The following is a 13,909-nucleotide window of genomic DNA, read 5'->3' as shown; positions in this document are numbered from 1 at the left end:
TTTATCCCGGCTTATTTATCCGGGCTATCGATGGTCAGTTGTTGTGGCGCGGTGGTGCTGCTGGCCAGGGGCTGGCTGCGACCGATCCACTCGCCTGCCGTCGGTTGGCCGGCACGGGAGATGCGCGCAACCAGTTGGACTTCAGGGAAGTTCGACAGTTTCAACTGCGGCATCATTGCATCGCCATCGCCCAGTTCCACGGTGGCCGGCAGGTCAGCCACGGTCAGGCGCTTGGCCGCCAACGGCGCCGGTGGGCCCGAGGTGGCGCGGGCGAAGATGAACACGCTGTCGCCCGGCTGCACCTTGGTTTTCAGTTCGGCCGCCAGGTCCACCCGGACCTTGAGCAGCGCTGCCGGCTTGGCCGTTGGCGCCTCGGCCACTTTGCCACCGCTGGCCACCAGTTTCTCGCTGGCGCGGGCAATACCGCCCTGCAGCGCGACACGGGATTGATCCTCCGGCGGCAGTTGTTCCAGCAGGCGATTCCAGTAATCGATCGCTTCCTGGTAACGCTGGCCTTCGAAGGCGGCGATGCCCAGCAGGCCAAGGCTGGTGACTTCCTTCGGATCGGCTTTCAGCGCTTCGTCGGTCAGGGCCTGGACCTTGTCCGACCACTTTTTGCCATCGGCGAAGTACTGGGCCTGCGCCCATTGCCCAAGCAATTCAGGCTGACGGCCGGCAAGGTTGACGGTGCGCTCGAAGACCTTCGCCGCATCACCCGGACGATCCTGGGTCATGTAGGTGCGACCGAGGAAGTACAGGGCTTCGGCGGAATCCGGCTGCGCAGCGACTGCGCGCTCCAGACGTTGGGTCATCTCTTCCATCGACTGCGGCGCCTGGGAGAATTCCCGGGTCAGCTCGACCTTGTCGCTGGCACCGAAATGCAGGTACAGGCCCAGGCCCAGCACCGGCACCAGGATGGCCGCCAGCAACGGCGCCGGTTTGCCCAGGCGCGACACCCGCGGCGCGGCAACGCCCTCGGTGTCGGCGAGCAATTCACGGGCGGCTTCGGCGCGACCGGCGTCCATTTGCGCGGCATCGAGAACGCCCTCCGCCTGCTGAACCTGCAGCTCAGCCACGCGCTCCTGATACAGCGCCACGTTCAGGGCAGTACGATCCTCTTCGAGCTGGGCGCGACGACTACGCAGAACGGGGATCAGCAGAAAACTCAGGGCCACCAGAAGGAGCAGACCTGCAGCGAGCCAGAAATCAATCATTCTTGGTTTTTATCCAACAGTTGGTCGAGGCGCTCGCGCTCCTCGGCAGAAAGCGAGCCCGGCGTCTCGGCGCGTTGCGCGCGACGACGGCGGACGATCACCGCGATGACCACGAAACCACCCAGCAACAGGCCGGCGGGACCGAACCAGAGCAGCGCGGTCTTGGCGTTCAGGGCCGGTTTGTAGCGGACGAAATCACCGTAGCGATCGACCATGAAGTCGATGATCTGCTGGTTGTCCTTGCCCTCGCCCAACATGCGGAAAATCTCTTTGCGCAGGTCGGCGGCGATCGGCGCATTGGAGTCGGCGATGTCCTGGTTCTGGCACTTGGGGCAACGCAGCTCCTTGGTCAATTCGCGAAAACGCTCGCGATCACCTTCCTTGGCGAACTCGTAGGTGTCGATGGCGGCGTGGGCTACGCCGGCCAGGCTCAAACCCAATACCACGGCGGCTAAAAAGCGTTTCATGGCTTGGCCTCATCAACCAGCGCCTGATACTTGGCCGCCAGTTTTTCGCGCCAGACCTGCTCGTCGATCACGCCGACGAACTTGTCGCGGATGATGCCCTTGGCGTCGATGAAGAAGGTTTCCGGGGCGCCGTACACACCGAGGTTCAGGCCCAGGGTGCCGGCATCGTCGCGGATGTCCAGTTGATACGGGTTGTGGAACTCCGTCAGCCACTTCAAGGCATCGGCGTTGACGTCCTTGTAGTTGATGCCGTAGATCACGACGCCCTTCTCGGCCAGTTTGTTCAACACCGGGTGCTCGACCCGGCAGGAAATGCACCAGGTGCCCCAGACATTGACCAGTGCCGGCTTGCCGAGGATGTCGGCGCGGGTCAGGGTCTTGTCGCCCTGCACCGCTGGCAGGGAAAACTCCGGGAACGGTTTGCCGATCATCGCCGAGGGCAACTCGGCCGGGTCGAGGTACAGACCGCGATACAGGAAAACCGCCACCACCAGAAAAATCGCCAGTGGTAACAGCATCAACCAACGTCTCATGCAGTAGCTCCCGTCATGCCCAGCGCTTCACGCACACGGGCTTTCACCTTGACCCGATAACGCCGATCCATCGCTGCCAGCAACCCGCCCAGCCCGGTGAGCAAGCCACCGAACCAGATCCAGCGCACGAACGGCTTGACGTGTACGCGCACCGCCCAGGCGCCATCCCCCAGGGGCTCGCCCAGGGCGACGTAGAGGTCACGGGTGAAACCGGCGTCGATCCCGGCTTCAGTCATCACCGAGTTCTGTACCGTGTAGAGGCGTTTTTCCGGGTGAAGCACGCTGACTTCCTTGCCGTCCCTGATCACCCGTACGGTGCCCTTGTCGGAGGTGAAGTTCGGGCCTTCGAAATGTTTGGCGCCTTCGAACACGAACTGGTAACCGCCCAGGGCCATGGATTCCCCCGGTGCCAGGCGCAGGTCGCGCTCGGCACTGTTCTGGCTCGACAACACCACGCCGAGGGCGCAGACGGCGATGCCCAGGTGGGCAACCTGCATGCCCCAGTAGCTGCGGGTCAGGGTCGGCAGGCCTTTGATCAGGCCTTTGTGACGAGTCTTGTCGACAATGTCACGCGCACCGGCCAGCAACACCCAGGCCGCGAGCATGAAGGTGGCCAGCACCGCCCAGTTGAAATCGCCGTAGGCAACGCCCGCCACCACCGCCAGCGCGGCGCTGCCGAGCAGTACCGGGGTCAGCATGCCCAGCAGCCATTTCACCGGGGTGTCTTTCCAGCGCACGATCACGCCGACCGCCATCACCAGCATCAACAAGGCCATCAACGGAATGAACAGCGCGTTGAAGTACGGCGGGCCGACCGACAGCTTGGCACCGGTCATGGCATCCAGGATCAACGGATACAAGGTGCCCAGCAGTATCATCGAAGCCGCCACCACCAGCACCAGGTTGTTGCCCAGCAACAGGGTTTCCCGGGACCAGAGGTTGAAGCCGACCTGGCTCTTGACCACCGGTGCACGCAAGGCGAACAGCGTCAGCGAACCGCCGACCACGAACAGCAGGAAGATCAGGATGAACACGCCGCGCTCGGGGTCCGAGGCAAAGGCATGCACCGAGGTCAGCACGCCGGAACGCACGAGGAAGGTGCCCAGCAGGCTCAAGGAAAAGGCGGCGATGGCCAGCAGCACGGTCCAGCTCTTGAACACGCCACGTTTTTCCGTGACCGCCAACGAGTGAATCAGCGCGGTGCCCACCAGCCAGGGCATGAACGAGGCGTTTTCCACCGGGTCCCAGAACCACCAGCCGCCCCAGCCGAGTTCGTAGTAGGCCCACCACGAGCCCAGGGTGATGCCGATGCCGAGGAAGGCCCAGGCGACGATGGTCCATGGACGCGACCAACGCGCCCACGCGGCATCCAGACGACCGCCCATCAACGCGGCGATGGCGAAGGCGAACGCCACCGAGAAACCGACGTAACCCATGTACAGCATCGGTGGGTGAACGATCAGGCCGATATCCTGCAGCAGCGGATTGAGGTCGGCGCCATCGCTGGGGATTTGCGGCAGGATGCGCTTGAACGGGTTCGAGGTGAGGATCAGGAACAGCAGGAAACCGGTGCTGATCATGCCCATCACCGCCAGCACCCGCGCCAGCATCACCTGCGGCAGCTGCCGGGAGAACACCGACACGGCAAACGTCCAGGCGCCGAGGATCAACGCCCAGAGCAGTAACGAACCTTCGTGCGCGCCCCACACGGCGCTGAACTTGTAGTACCAGGGCAAGGCGCTGTTGGAGTTGCTGGCGACATAGGCGACGGAGAAATCGTCGGCCATGAACGCGTAGGTCAGGCAACCGAAGGCGAACAGCAGGAACGCGAACTGGCCCCATGCGGCCGGTTGGGCCAGGCTCATCCACAGGCGATCACCGCGCCAGGCACCGACCAATGGCACCACGGCCTGGACCAGGGCGAAACACAGCGCCAGAATCATGGCCAGGTGGCCCAACTCAGGAATAAAGATGCCGGAAGTCATGGATCAACCCTCCTTAGCGGGCGTTGGAGCGGATTGACCACTGTCTTTCAACGCCTTGGTCACTTCCGGCGGCATGTACTTTTCATCGTGCTTGGCCAGCACTTCATCGGCCACCACCACGCCGTCGGCATTGAGCTTGCCCAGGGCGACGATGCCCTGCCCTTCGCGGAACAGGTCAGGGAGGATGCCGCGATAAGCGATTGTCACGGATTTGTTGAAGTCGGTGACGACGAACTTCACGTCCAGCGAGTCCCCGGAGCGCTGCAGGGAACCCGCCTCGACCATGCCGCCGGCGCGGATGCGCGTGTCCTGCGGGGCTTCGCCATTGGCGATCTGGGTCGGTGTATAAAACAGGTTGATGTTCTGCTGCAGGGCGCTCAGGGCCAGGCCCACCGCGGCGCCGACCCCGACCAGGATCGCCAGAATAATGATGAGACGCTTTTTACGCAGCGGATTCACTTGCCGTTCTCCCGGCGCAGACGACGCGCCTCTTGTTGCAGATACCGCTTGCGGGCCAGGATCGGCGCCGCCACGTTGAGGGCCAGCACCGCCAGGCAGATGCCGTAGGCCGACCATACATACAGGCCGTGATGGCCCATGGCGAGGAAATCGCCGAATGAAGCAAAACTCATCGAGCGACCTCCAGGCTGTTTTCCACTTCGGCCTTGACCCAGCTGGCCCGGGCTTCGCGCTTGAGCACTTCAAGTCGCATGCGCAGCAGCAACACCGCACCGAAGAAACAGTAGAAACCCAGCGCCGTCAGCAGCAACGGCAGCCACATCTCGGCGGGCATCGCCGGTTTTTCCGTAAGGGTGAAGGTTGCGCCCTGGTGCAGGGTGTTCCACCACTCCACCGAGTACTTGATGATCGGGATGTTGATCACGCCGACAATCGCCAGCACCGCGCAAGCCTTGGCCGCGCTGTCACGATTGCTGATGGCGTTGCCCAGCGCAATAAGACCGAAGTACAGGAAAAGCAGGATCAGCATGGACGTAAGGCGTGCATCCCAGACCCACCACGAGCCCCAGGTCGGCTTACCCCAGATCGCCCCGGTGACCAGCGCCACGGCGGTCATCCAGGCACCGATGGGCGCTGCGCTTTGCAGGGCGACGTCGGCCAGTTTCATTTTCCACACCAGCCCGACGATGCCGCACACCGCCAGCATCACGTAGATGGACTGGGCCAACATGGCGGCCGGGACGTGGATATAGATGATGCGGAAGCTGTTGCCCTGCTGGTAGTCCGGCGGCGCGAAGGCCAGGCCCCAGACCACGCCAATGCCGATCAGCAGCAACGCCGCGACGCTCAGCCATGGCAGCATTTTGCCGCTGATGCCGTAAAACCATTTGGGCGAGCCGAGCTTGTGAAACCACGTCCAGTTCATACTTTGTTTCCGTCACGGTTGCTCTTTACTGTGAAGAGCCAGGGCCTGCCTTTCTTCAAAAGAAGTGATCAAAAAATGATCAGGCCTCATTATTATTCGCCGACGCTGATCTTCAGGCCAGCAGCTATTGCAAAAGGTGTCAGGGTTATCGCCAGGGCGGTCAGGCTACCAAGCCACAAGAGATAACCGGTCGCCGGCATGCCCTGCAAGGCCGCCTGCAAGGCGCCACTGCCAAGGATCAACACCGGGATGTACAACGGCAGGATCAGCAACGCCAACAACAGGCCACCGCGCTTCAAACCGACCGTCAAGGCCGCGCCCACCGCACCGAGCAGGCTCAGCACCGGTGTACCCAGCAATAAGGAAAGCAGCAACACCGGCAGACAGGCGGCAGGCAAACCGAGCATCAACGCCAGCAAGGGCGCGAGCAAAACCAGTGCCAGGCCGGAAAACGCCCAGTGTGCCAGTACCTTGGCCAAAACCAGAAGAGCCAGGGGGTGCGGCGAAAGGACCCACTGTTCCAGCGATCCGTCTTCGAAATCACTGCGGAAGAGCCCGTCCAGCGAGAGCAGGACCGATAAAAGGGCCGCCACCCAGACCAGTCCCGGCGACAAGGTTTGCAACAATTGAGACTCGGGACCGACCGCCAGCGGGAACAGCGAAACGACGATGGCAAAGAACACCAGCGGATTGGCCAGCTCCGCGGGACGGCGGAACAGCAGACGGGCCTCACGGGCGACCAACAGGCCGAAAACACTCATACGGCCCAGTTCCCCAGATCAATGTCGCGATAGCTCGCCGGCATCCGGCTCAGCGTGTGGTGCGTGGTCAGCACCACCATGCCGCCGCGCTCGCAGTGCGCAGCCAGGTGTTCTTCGAGCTGCGCCACGCCTTGCTTGTCGAGGGCGGTGAAGGGCTCATCGAGAATCCACAGCGGCGGGCTGTCCAGATAGAGCCGCGCCAGGGCTACTCGGCGCTGTTGACCGGCGGACAGGGTGTGGCAAGGCACGTCCTCGAAACCCCGCAGTCCGACAGCCGCCAGGGCCTGCCAGATCGCCTCATGGGGCGCCGGTTGATGCAGGGCGCAAAGCCAGCTCAGGTTCTCTTGCGGGGTCAGCAAGTCCTTGATGCCGGCGGCATGACCTATCCACAAAAGATTGCGCGCAAGCTCGGTGCGTTGCTCGCTCAGCGGTTGACCGTTGAGCAGCACTTGACCGGCAGTCGGGTGCATCAGGCCGGACAACAGGCGCAACAGGCTGGTCTTGCCACTGCCATTGGGGCCACTGATCTGTACCATTTCGCCACTGGCCATTCTCAAATCGAGATTTTCGAAGAGCAGCCGAAGGTCTCGCTCACAGGCAAGGGCAACGGTTTGCAGGACTGGACTGGTCAAGGGTTCACGGGCCTTATACGGTTCAAGTCGGCGCTGGCGCAGCCGTTAAAGAGATGCAGAATAAAGGTATTGGCGCCCCGAACGAGAGAGCTGCGTCAATTAACTGCGAAATTTAGCGCAATCTGTATACAACGGAGCGGCATTATACATGCCATTTCCTACTCTCAAGCGTGCAATTTCCCAAGGTTGTGACCGCGTATGACAGGCGAAATGAACATCCTCCCGCTACCGCAGGCCGCCCCGGCGACCGCACGCCCGCAGGCGGTCAACGGCGAACTGCTCAAGCTGCTGACGCCGATGGAGGGCCTGATCAGCGCCGGCCAGACCGCCAAGGCCGAAGTGCTGTCGCTCAAGCAGGCGGACCAGGCGTTTCAACTGCTGCTCAAGCTCACCCTTGAAAGCGGCCGGCAGACCACGCTCCAGGCCCTCAGCAACCAACCCTTGGCCCAAGGCACCAGCGTCGCAGTCACCCAACCTTCGGCGGGCAACCTGGCGGTCACCGTACAGCAAGCTCTCGCCGCCAGCGTCGCCACCCTCACCCGCCTCGACACGGCGCAAATGCCGGTCGGCACCTTGGTGCAGGGTAAGGTGCTGACTTCTCAGGTGCTGCCACAAGTGCCGGGGCAACCCGCGGTGTTTCGCTCGATGGTCAGTCTGCTCAACACCGCGCTGAGCGGCAGCACGCTGAGCATCGACAGCGCGCAGCCGTTGCGCATCGGCACCTTGCTCAGCGCCCAGGTGCAAGACGCCCAGACCTTGAAGTTCGTGCCCTTGAGCAGCCGCCAGGAACAATTGGCCATAACCCAGCAACTGCTCAGCCAGCAAAGCCGCCAGGGCTCGCTGGACGGCTTGCTCAAACTGCTGCAAAACCTGCCGGCCTCGGACCAGACCTCCGGCGACCTGCGCGCGGCCGTGGACCGATTGCTCGCTGGCCTGCCCGACCTGCAGCAATTGAGCAGCGCCAAAGGCCTGGCCCAGGCGCTGGCCAGCAGCGGCGCATTCCTCGAAGCAAAACTGCTGGGCGGGCAGAACCTGGGGCCGGACATGAAAGGCGACCTGCTCAAACTGATCGGCCAATTGTCCTCCGCGCTTCCAGCCGGCACCCACCTCAGCGCGATCATCGCTGGCAACACCCTGGCCCAGGCCATGCCGAGTTTTGTACGCAATGCCTTGGGCATGCTCGGCCAAGTCAACGCAAAGCCGTCGCCGAGCGGGTTTCCGCTGCCTGAACGGCTATTGCAAGGCGCCGAAGGCGAAGACGATCTGGAACACCTGCTGCGCCTGGCCGCCGCGGCGGTTTCCCGCCTGCAAAGTCACCAGCTGTCCAGCCTGGAGCAGACCGGCGTCACCCCGGACGGACGGCTGATGAGTACCTGGCAGCTGGAGATCCCGATGCGCAACCTGCAGGACATCGTGCCATTGCAAATCAAGTTCCAGCGCGAGGAGGCCCCCGAAAGAGAACAACCCAAGGAACGCCCCGAAGAACGCGCGCCCAAACAACAACTCTGGCGCATCGAACTGGCGTTCGACATGGAGCCGCTCGGCCCGTTGCAGGTACAGGCACAGCTGATCCAGGGCAGCCTCAGCAGCCAGTTGTGGGCCGAACGCGCCTACACCGCCAGCCTGATCGAAAGCAACCTGGCGGCCCTGCGCCAACGCATGCTGGCGGCAGGCCTGAACGTCGGCGATCTCGACTGCCACCTCGGCAAACCGCCCCAAGGTCCACAAACCCGCCTCGAACAACGCTGGGTCGACGAAAACGCATGAAAAACCCCAACGCCCCACGCCAGGCCATCGCCCTCAAATACGACGGCACCCACGCCCCGACCCTCACCGCCAAGGGCGACGAAGAACTGGCCGAAGAAATCCTGCGCATCGCCCGCGACTGCGAAGTGCCGATCTATGAGAACTCCGAACTGGTGAGCCTGCTGGCGCGGATGGAGTTGGGGGACAGTATTCCGCAGGAGCTTTATCTGACGATTGCCGAGATCATTGCGTTTGCGTGGAATTTGAAAGGGAAGTTTCCGGAGGGGCAGGATCTGGATGCAGTGAGAGTGGAACGCGATATATCTGAGCGGGGAGATGATTATTGAAATGCTGACTGCCCTCACTTGGAGAGGCAGCCGGCACAACGATTTATGGTAATACCTGAATCAGGCATCGTTCCCACGGTCTTCCAGTCGAATATCACCTGCGGTTACTTTACCGTCATTCCACCTGACTAGAATAAAAGAAATACGCACACCTACAAGGGGTAACAGATGTTCCATGCCCTTGAAGTCACTTCCGCGAAGGTCGTATAGATTATTATCAAGTGCGGATCGGACCGTTCCTTTCGCCGCTGGCGTTATGACTGGCCAACCTGGATGCTCCAATTCAAAAGACGCAATGATTCCGGTATGACGATTTTGCTGCTGTTCCATGCGACAACTCCTTGAAATCGAAATTTCACACATTAGTGATCACGCCTGCCAAGCAGGATCGAATTCAAATTAGAGTTTTCGACACAACGACACAACTGTTAAAAGTACCAGGATTCACGTTTCAAGAGCGCTGATTTAAGCCCGAACTAACAAGCTGACATAGCTATTGAAGTATTTTGGCCTTTCAAAAAATCATATATTACGGTGATCTTTAGATTGTCTTCGCTGGCAAGCCAGCTCCTACAGGGGGGTGCGTTTACCTAAACTCCCGATAAAAACGAAAAGATCGCAGCCTTCGGCAGCTCCTACAGGTGAATGTAAGCCCCTGTAGGAGCTGCCGAAGGCTGCGATCTTTTGCTTGAGGCTTGCCGCTAGAAGCTGCTAGCTGCTCTTGTGCAACTTGCTCATCAACTCCGCCTCGGCCTTGGTCAGGCCGCAGGACTGGGTCAGTTCGTCGACGCTGGCGCCCATCCCGACCAGTTTCGCCGCCTGTTCAAACGACAGGCTCGCCGGATCGCGCTGTTCCAGGCGGGCCAGTCTGTCCGGCAAGGGCGCGACCAGCGCACGAAGTTCATGCAGGTCTTCGCCCATGCTCACGTTGCCGTTCTGGTAATTATCGACGCGCCGGCCCAGGTCCTTGATGCGCTGGTCACGCTGCGCATCGCCCTGGGCCTGTTGTGCCGCGATCAGCTTCTGACCGCGCACGTAAGACAGAAACATTGCCAGCGTGCCTGCCCATAACAGGAACAGGACAATGACCGCTACCTCGAGGATCAATCAGATATTCTCCAGATCCGACCATTCTTCTTCGCTCATCATCTTGTCCAGTTCGACCAGGATCAGCAGTTCGTTGTTCTTGTTGCACACGCCTTGAATGAACTTGGCGGACTCTTCGTTACCGACGTTCGGTGCCGTCTCGATTTCCGACTGACGCAGGTAAACCACTTCGGCCACGCTGTCGACCATGATCCCGACCACTTGCTTGTCGGCTTCGATGATGACGATGCGGGTGTTGTCGCTGATTTCGGCGTTCATCAGGCCGAAGCGCTGGCGGGTGTCGATCACGGTGACCACGTTGCCGCGCAGGTTGATGATGCCCAGCACGTAGCTCGGGGCGCCCGGTACCGGGGCGATTTCGGTGTAGCGCAGGACTTCCTGGACGCGCATCACGTTGATGCCGTAGGTTTCATTGTCCAGCTTGAAGGTTACCCATTGCAGGATCGGATCTTCGGAACCCTTTGCCGCCGTTGCCTTGTCATTCATACCCTGATCCCCTCAAGAAACCGCCCTGGCGGTGTTGTTCTGTTATGTAGTTTTGTGGGTCGGCTTGCTGCCGCCCATGTGCCTGGCCCCACCGCTGGCGATCAACTCGGCCAGTTCGGATACATCGAGCAAGGCACACATGTGCTCTATCACCGTGCCCGCCAGCCATGGCCGTTGGCCACGGTGGCTGCGCCATTTGATTTCGTTCGGGTCCAGGCGTAGCGAACGACTGACCTGATGCACCGCCAGCCCCCACTCGTAGCCCTGGACGGAGATCACGTATTGCAAGCCCTGTTTGAAGTCCTCGCGGTAGCGATCGGGCATGACCCAACGGGCCGTGTCCAGGACCTTGAGGTTGCCTGCCTGGCTCGGCAGGATGCCGAGGAACCAGTCCGGCTGGCCGAACAACGACGTCAGCTCATGGCCGGCCAGTGGATAGATCGAACCCAGGCACACCAGCGGCACCGCCAGGGTCAGCCCGGCGACATCGAACAACAGGCATTCGAAGGGTTCGGCCGCCCAGGCCGGACGACCGTCGGTTTCTGCCGGTGGCGGCGTGCTGGCGGGTGGCAAATGCACTTCGACGACCGGCGGCACCAAGGCTTGATGCACTTCGACGGGCGGCGGTACAAGGGCTTGCAGCAAGGGCGCGATGGTCGATACCGGCGTCAGGACTGGTGGCGACGCTTCGATCACGGCCACAGCGGGCTTCGCCACAGCTACCACAGGTGCAACGTCCGGGGCGGCGCCCTTCTGTGCATCCCGGGCCTGCTCTTCGAGCACTGCGGCCTGGAATTCGTCGAGCGCAGCCTCGGCTTCGACGACTTCCGGCGCTGCTTCGAATTCCGCCGAGAGTTCCTCGGTGACTTCTTGCAGCAGGCTGTCCAGATACGACTGCAGCGCCAGTTGCGGGCGCGATGTGATCTTTACCGGACGATTCACTGACACACCCCCATTGTAGGAGCGAGCTTGCTCGCGAAGAACCCGAGAGCGCCGCTGGGTGCCAGGTTTCCAGCGTTATCGTTGACGACCATCGCGAGCAAGCTTGCTCCTACAGGAGCGAGAGCGCCGCGGGGTGCCAGGTTTCCAGCGTTATCGTTGACGACCATCGCGAGCAAGCTTGCTCCTACAGGAGCGAGAGCGCTGCGGGGTGACCGGTTTCGAGCGTTATCGTTGACGACCATCGCGAGCAAGCTTGCTCCTACAGGAGCGAGAGCGCTGCGGGGTGACCGGTTTCCAGCGTTATCGTTGACGACCATCGCGAGCAAGCTTGCTCCTACAGGAGCGAGAGCGCCGCGGGGTGCCAGGTTTTCAGCGTTATCGTTGACGACCGTCGCGAGCAAGCTTGCTCCTACAGGAGAGAGAGCGCCGCGGGGTGCCAGGTTTCGTGCGTTATCGTTGACGACCGTCGCGAGCAAGCTTGCTCCTACAGGAGCGAGAGCGACGCGGGGTGACCGGTTTCCAGCGTTATCGTTGACGACCGTCGCGAGCAAGCTTGCTCCTACAGGGATCGGGCTCATTCTTATGCCACCTGCGCAACGAGTTGCGCCGCCAGCAGGTGCTTGAGCAGCGCGCGGTAGGCGACGACGCCACGGCTTTTGCCGTCGAATTGGGAGGGCGTCAGACCCGCCCGGCTGGCATCGCGCAGGCGTGTGTCGACCGGGATGTAGCCTTGCCAGATCTCTTGCGGAAACTTGTCGCGCACCACCCGCAGTGTACTGAGGGACGCCTGGGTGCGGCGATCGAACAGGGTCGGCACGATGGTGAACGGCAAGGCCTGCTTGCGCGAACGATTGATCATCGCCAGGGTGTTGACCATGCGCTCCAGGCCTTTGACCGCCAGGTGTTCGGTCTGCACCGGAATCACCAGTTGCTGGCTCGCTGCCAACGCATTGACCATCAGCACCCCGAGCAACGGCGGGCTGTCAATCACGGCGTAATCGAAGTCCTGCCACAACTGCGCCAGGCTCTTGGCGATCACCAGGCCCAGGCCACTCTGGCCCGGCGACTGGCGTTCGAGGGTGGCCAGCGCGGTGCTCGAGGGCAACAGGGAAATGGATTCGTGACTGGTGGGCAGCAACAACTGGCCCGGCAGGCCCTGGGGCACGCTGCCTTTATGCAGGAACAGGTCGTAGTTGCTGTGTTCCAGGCTGTCGGGGTCGTAACCGAAATAGCTGGTCATGGAGCCATGGGGGTCGAGATCGACCACGACCACGCGCTTGCCCGCCTCGGCCAGCAACCCGGCTAAAGCGATGGAGGAAGTGGTTTTACCGACACCACCCTTTTGATTGGCGACTGCCCAGACTCTCATTCGATTGTTCCTCCCGGCCCAACGGCTCGGCCGAGAATTAGCTCAACGTGTTAATGCGGGTGACGGAGAATTGACGGCGTTCTCCCCTACCGGCGACTTGACCTTGGTCGGTGCAGTTTGTGTGCCAGCACGCTTCAAGGCGGCATCCGGTTGTGCATTGGCCGCGCCGGTCGCGGTGAGGCTGCGGCGCACGTCCAGGTTGCGCGACACCACCAGCACCACGCGACGGTTGCGCGCCCGGCCCTCCGCCGTGGCGTTGTTGGCCACCGGCTGAAACTCGCCATACCCCACCGACGCCAGGCGACCGGGATTGACCCCCTGCATCGCCAGCATCCGAACGATGCTGGCCGAGCGGGCCGAAGACAGCTCCCAGTTGGTGGGGTACTGCGAGGTGCGGATCGGTTGGTCGTCGGTGAAACCCTCGACGTGGATCGGGTTGTCGAACGGTTTCAGGATCGCCGCGACCTTGTCGATGATGTTGAAGGCAATGTCGCTGGGCATGGCATCGCCGCTGCCGAACAACAGGCTGGAATTGAGTTCGATCTCCACCCACAACTCGTTGCCGCGCACGGTCATCTGCTTGGAACTGATCAGGTCGCCGAAGGCCGCGCTGATGTCGTCGGCGATGCTTTTGAGCGGATCGCTGGCACCCGAGACACCGGCATCGACCTGGTCACTGTCCTTGACCAAGGGCTTGGCCGGGGTCACGGTCTTCGGTCGCTCGTCACCAATGGGGATCGGCTTGAGCGCGCGATCGGTGTCGGTGAAGACGCCGATCAATGCCTCGGAAATGACTTTGTACTTGCCTTCGTTGATCGAGGAGATCGAGTACATCACCACGAAGAAGGCGAACAGCAAGGTGATGAAGTCGGCGTAGGACACGAGCCAACGCTCATGGTTTACATGTTCATCATGTTGACGACGACGAGCCATAGT

17 protein-coding genes are annotated in these 13,909 nt (G+C 61.7%); 2 read left to right on the top strand and 15 right to left on the bottom strand.

Annotation, left to right across the window (positions count from 1 at the left end):
* Positions 1–11 precede the first annotated feature (11 nt).
* From ccmI to ccmA, 9 genes are all read right to left on the bottom strand, one after another.
* On the bottom strand, positions 12–1,214 hold the full coding sequence (gene ccmI, locus DKB71_RS08705) for a c-type cytochrome biogenesis protein CcmI (RefSeq protein WP_406592592.1): 1,203 nt from the start codon (positions 1,212–1,214) through the stop codon (positions 12–14).
* On the bottom strand, positions 1,211–1,681 hold the full coding sequence (locus DKB71_RS08700; RefSeq protein WP_274074876.1) for a cytochrome c-type biogenesis protein: 471 nt from the start codon (positions 1,679–1,681) through the stop codon (positions 1,211–1,213). The genes ccmI and DKB71_RS08700 overlap by 4 nt, the downstream gene beginning before the upstream one ends.
* Positions 1,678–2,214 (bottom strand): DsbE family thiol:disulfide interchange protein, encoded by a 537-nt coding sequence (locus tag DKB71_RS08695; protein WP_274074875.1) that lies wholly within the window; start codon positions 2,212–2,214, stop codon positions 1,678–1,680. Before DKB71_RS08695 ends, DKB71_RS08700 begins: the two co-directional genes overlap by 4 nt.
* The gene (locus tag DKB71_RS08690) at positions 2,211–4,199 is read right to left on the bottom strand and encodes a heme lyase CcmF/NrfE family subunit (RefSeq protein WP_274074874.1); all 1,989 of its coding nucleotides are present in this window, start codon (positions 4,197–4,199) and stop codon (positions 2,211–2,213) included. Before DKB71_RS08690 ends, DKB71_RS08695 begins: the two co-directional genes overlap by 4 nt.
* Positions 4,200–4,202: 3 nt before the next feature.
* On the bottom strand, positions 4,203–4,658 hold the full coding sequence (gene ccmE, locus DKB71_RS08685) for a cytochrome c maturation protein CcmE (protein WP_056852992.1): 456 nt from the start codon (positions 4,656–4,658) through the stop codon (positions 4,203–4,205).
* Positions 4,655–4,831, bottom strand: coding sequence for a heme exporter protein CcmD (gene ccmD, locus DKB71_RS08680; RefSeq protein ID WP_008055370.1), 177 nt, complete (start codon positions 4,829–4,831; stop codon positions 4,655–4,657). The genes ccmE and ccmD overlap by 4 nt, the downstream gene beginning before the upstream one ends.
* Positions 4,828–5,583, bottom strand: coding sequence for a heme ABC transporter permease (locus DKB71_RS08675; RefSeq protein ID WP_274074872.1), 756 nt, complete (start codon positions 5,581–5,583; stop codon positions 4,828–4,830). The genes ccmD and DKB71_RS08675 overlap by 4 nt, the downstream gene beginning before the upstream one ends.
* Before the next feature lie 92 nt (positions 5,584–5,675).
* The gene (gene ccmB, locus DKB71_RS08670; protein ID WP_007980754.1) at positions 5,676–6,344 is read right to left on the bottom strand and encodes a heme exporter protein CcmB; all 669 of its coding nucleotides are present in this window, start codon (positions 6,342–6,344) and stop codon (positions 5,676–5,678) included.
* A complete protein-coding gene (gene ccmA / locus DKB71_RS08665) occupies positions 6,341–6,976 on the bottom strand; it encodes a cytochrome c biogenesis heme-transporting ATPase CcmA (protein WP_408600086.1) in 636 nt (211 codons plus the stop codon). The genes ccmB and ccmA overlap by 4 nt, the downstream gene beginning before the upstream one ends.
* A gap of 198 nt (positions 6,977–7,174) precedes the next feature.
* On the opposite strand from ccmA, the gene DKB71_RS08660 reads away from it, so the two are divergent.
* Both DKB71_RS08660 and DKB71_RS08655 read left to right on the top strand, forming a co-directional pair.
* A complete protein-coding gene (locus tag DKB71_RS08660; RefSeq protein ID WP_408600085.1) occupies positions 7,175–8,743 on the top strand; it encodes a flagellar hook-length control protein FliK in 1,569 nt (522 codons plus the stop codon).
* Positions 8,740–9,069, top strand: coding sequence for an EscU/YscU/HrcU family type III secretion system export apparatus switch protein (locus DKB71_RS08655; protein WP_323609082.1), 330 nt, complete (start codon positions 8,740–8,742; stop codon positions 9,067–9,069). The genes DKB71_RS08660 and DKB71_RS08655 overlap by 4 nt, the downstream gene beginning before the upstream one ends.
* Positions 9,070–9,129: 60 nt before the next feature.
* Here the strand turns inward: DKB71_RS08655 and DKB71_RS08650 are convergent, their stop codons facing one another.
* The 6 genes from DKB71_RS08650 to motD form a co-directional block, all read right to left on the bottom strand.
* Positions 9,130–9,399, bottom strand: coding sequence for a hypothetical protein (locus DKB71_RS08650; protein WP_408600084.1), 270 nt, complete (start codon positions 9,397–9,399; stop codon positions 9,130–9,132).
* Between the two features lie 381 nt (positions 9,400–9,780).
* A complete protein-coding gene (locus DKB71_RS08645) occupies positions 9,781–10,176 on the bottom strand; it encodes a DUF2802 domain-containing protein (protein ID WP_274074867.1) in 396 nt (131 codons plus the stop codon).
* Positions 10,177–10,662: a chemotaxis protein CheW gene (locus tag DKB71_RS08640; protein WP_007946765.1), complete on the bottom strand. Its 486-nt coding sequence runs from the start codon at positions 10,660–10,662 to the stop codon at positions 10,177–10,179.
* Positions 10,663–10,704: 42 nt separating this feature from the next.
* Positions 10,705–11,604, bottom strand: a complete 900-nt coding sequence (locus DKB71_RS08635; protein WP_408600083.1) for a CheW domain-containing protein — start codon at positions 11,602–11,604, stop codon at positions 10,705–10,707.
* A gap of 580 nt (positions 11,605–12,184) precedes the next feature.
* Positions 12,185–12,973 (bottom strand): ParA family protein, encoded by a 789-nt coding sequence (locus DKB71_RS08630; RefSeq protein WP_274074865.1) that lies wholly within the window; start codon positions 12,971–12,973, stop codon positions 12,185–12,187.
* A gap of 42 nt (positions 12,974–13,015) precedes the next feature.
* Positions 13,016–13,906, bottom strand: a complete 891-nt coding sequence (motD, locus tag DKB71_RS08625) for a flagellar motor protein MotD (protein WP_274074864.1) — start codon at positions 13,904–13,906, stop codon at positions 13,016–13,018.
* Positions 13,907–13,909 lie beyond the last annotated feature (3 nt).

The organism is Pseudomonas sp. PLMAX (assembly GCF_046042685.1).
Taxonomy (GTDB): Bacteria; Pseudomonadota; Gammaproteobacteria; order Pseudomonadales; family Pseudomonadaceae; genus Aquipseudomonas; species Aquipseudomonas putida_AE.
Note: the sequence above shows the minus strand (reverse complement) of the source record. Positions and strands in the feature narration are given on the sequence as shown.

Coding starts and splice junctions, on each gene's coding strand:
- ccmI (WP_406592592.1), bottom strand. CDS start 1,214: ATGATTGATTTCTGGCTCGCTGCAGGTCTGCTCCTTCTGGTGGCCCTG.
- DKB71_RS08700 (WP_274074876.1), bottom strand. CDS start 1,681: ATGAAACGCTTTTTAGCCGCCGTGGTATTGGGTTTGAGCCTGGCCGGC.
- DKB71_RS08695 (WP_274074875.1), bottom strand. CDS start 2,214: ATGAGACGTTGGTTGATGCTGTTACCACTGGCGATTTTTCTGGTGGTG.
- DKB71_RS08690 (WP_274074874.1), bottom strand. CDS start 4,199: ATGACTTCCGGCATCTTTATTCCTGAGTTGGGCCACCTGGCCATGATT.
- ccmD (WP_008055370.1), bottom strand. CDS start 4,831: ATGAGTTTTGCTTCATTCGGCGATTTCCTCGCCATGGGCCATCACGGC.
- DKB71_RS08675 (WP_274074872.1), bottom strand. CDS start 5,583: ATGAACTGGACGTGGTTTCACAAGCTCGGCTCGCCCAAATGGTTTTAC.
- ccmB (WP_007980754.1), bottom strand. CDS start 6,344: ATGAGTGTTTTCGGCCTGTTGGTCGCCCGTGAGGCCCGTCTGCTGTTC.
- DKB71_RS08660 (WP_408600085.1), top strand. CDS start 7,175: ATGACAGGCGAAATGAACATCCTCCCGCTACCGCAGGCCGCCCCGGCG.
- DKB71_RS08655 (WP_323609082.1), top strand. CDS start 8,740: ATGAAAAACCCCAACGCCCCACGCCAGGCCATCGCCCTCAAATACGAC.
- DKB71_RS08650 (WP_408600084.1), bottom strand. CDS start 9,399: ATGGAACAGCAGCAAAATCGTCATACCGGAATCATTGCGTCTTTTGAA.
- DKB71_RS08640 (WP_007946765.1), bottom strand. CDS start 10,662: ATGAATGACAAGGCAACGGCGGCAAAGGGTTCCGAAGATCCGATCCTG.
- DKB71_RS08630 (WP_274074865.1), bottom strand. CDS start 12,973: ATGAGAGTCTGGGCAGTCGCCAATCAAAAGGGTGGTGTCGGTAAAACC.
- motD (WP_274074864.1), bottom strand. CDS start 13,906: ATGGCTCGTCGTCGTCAACATGATGAACATGTAAACCATGAGCGTTGG.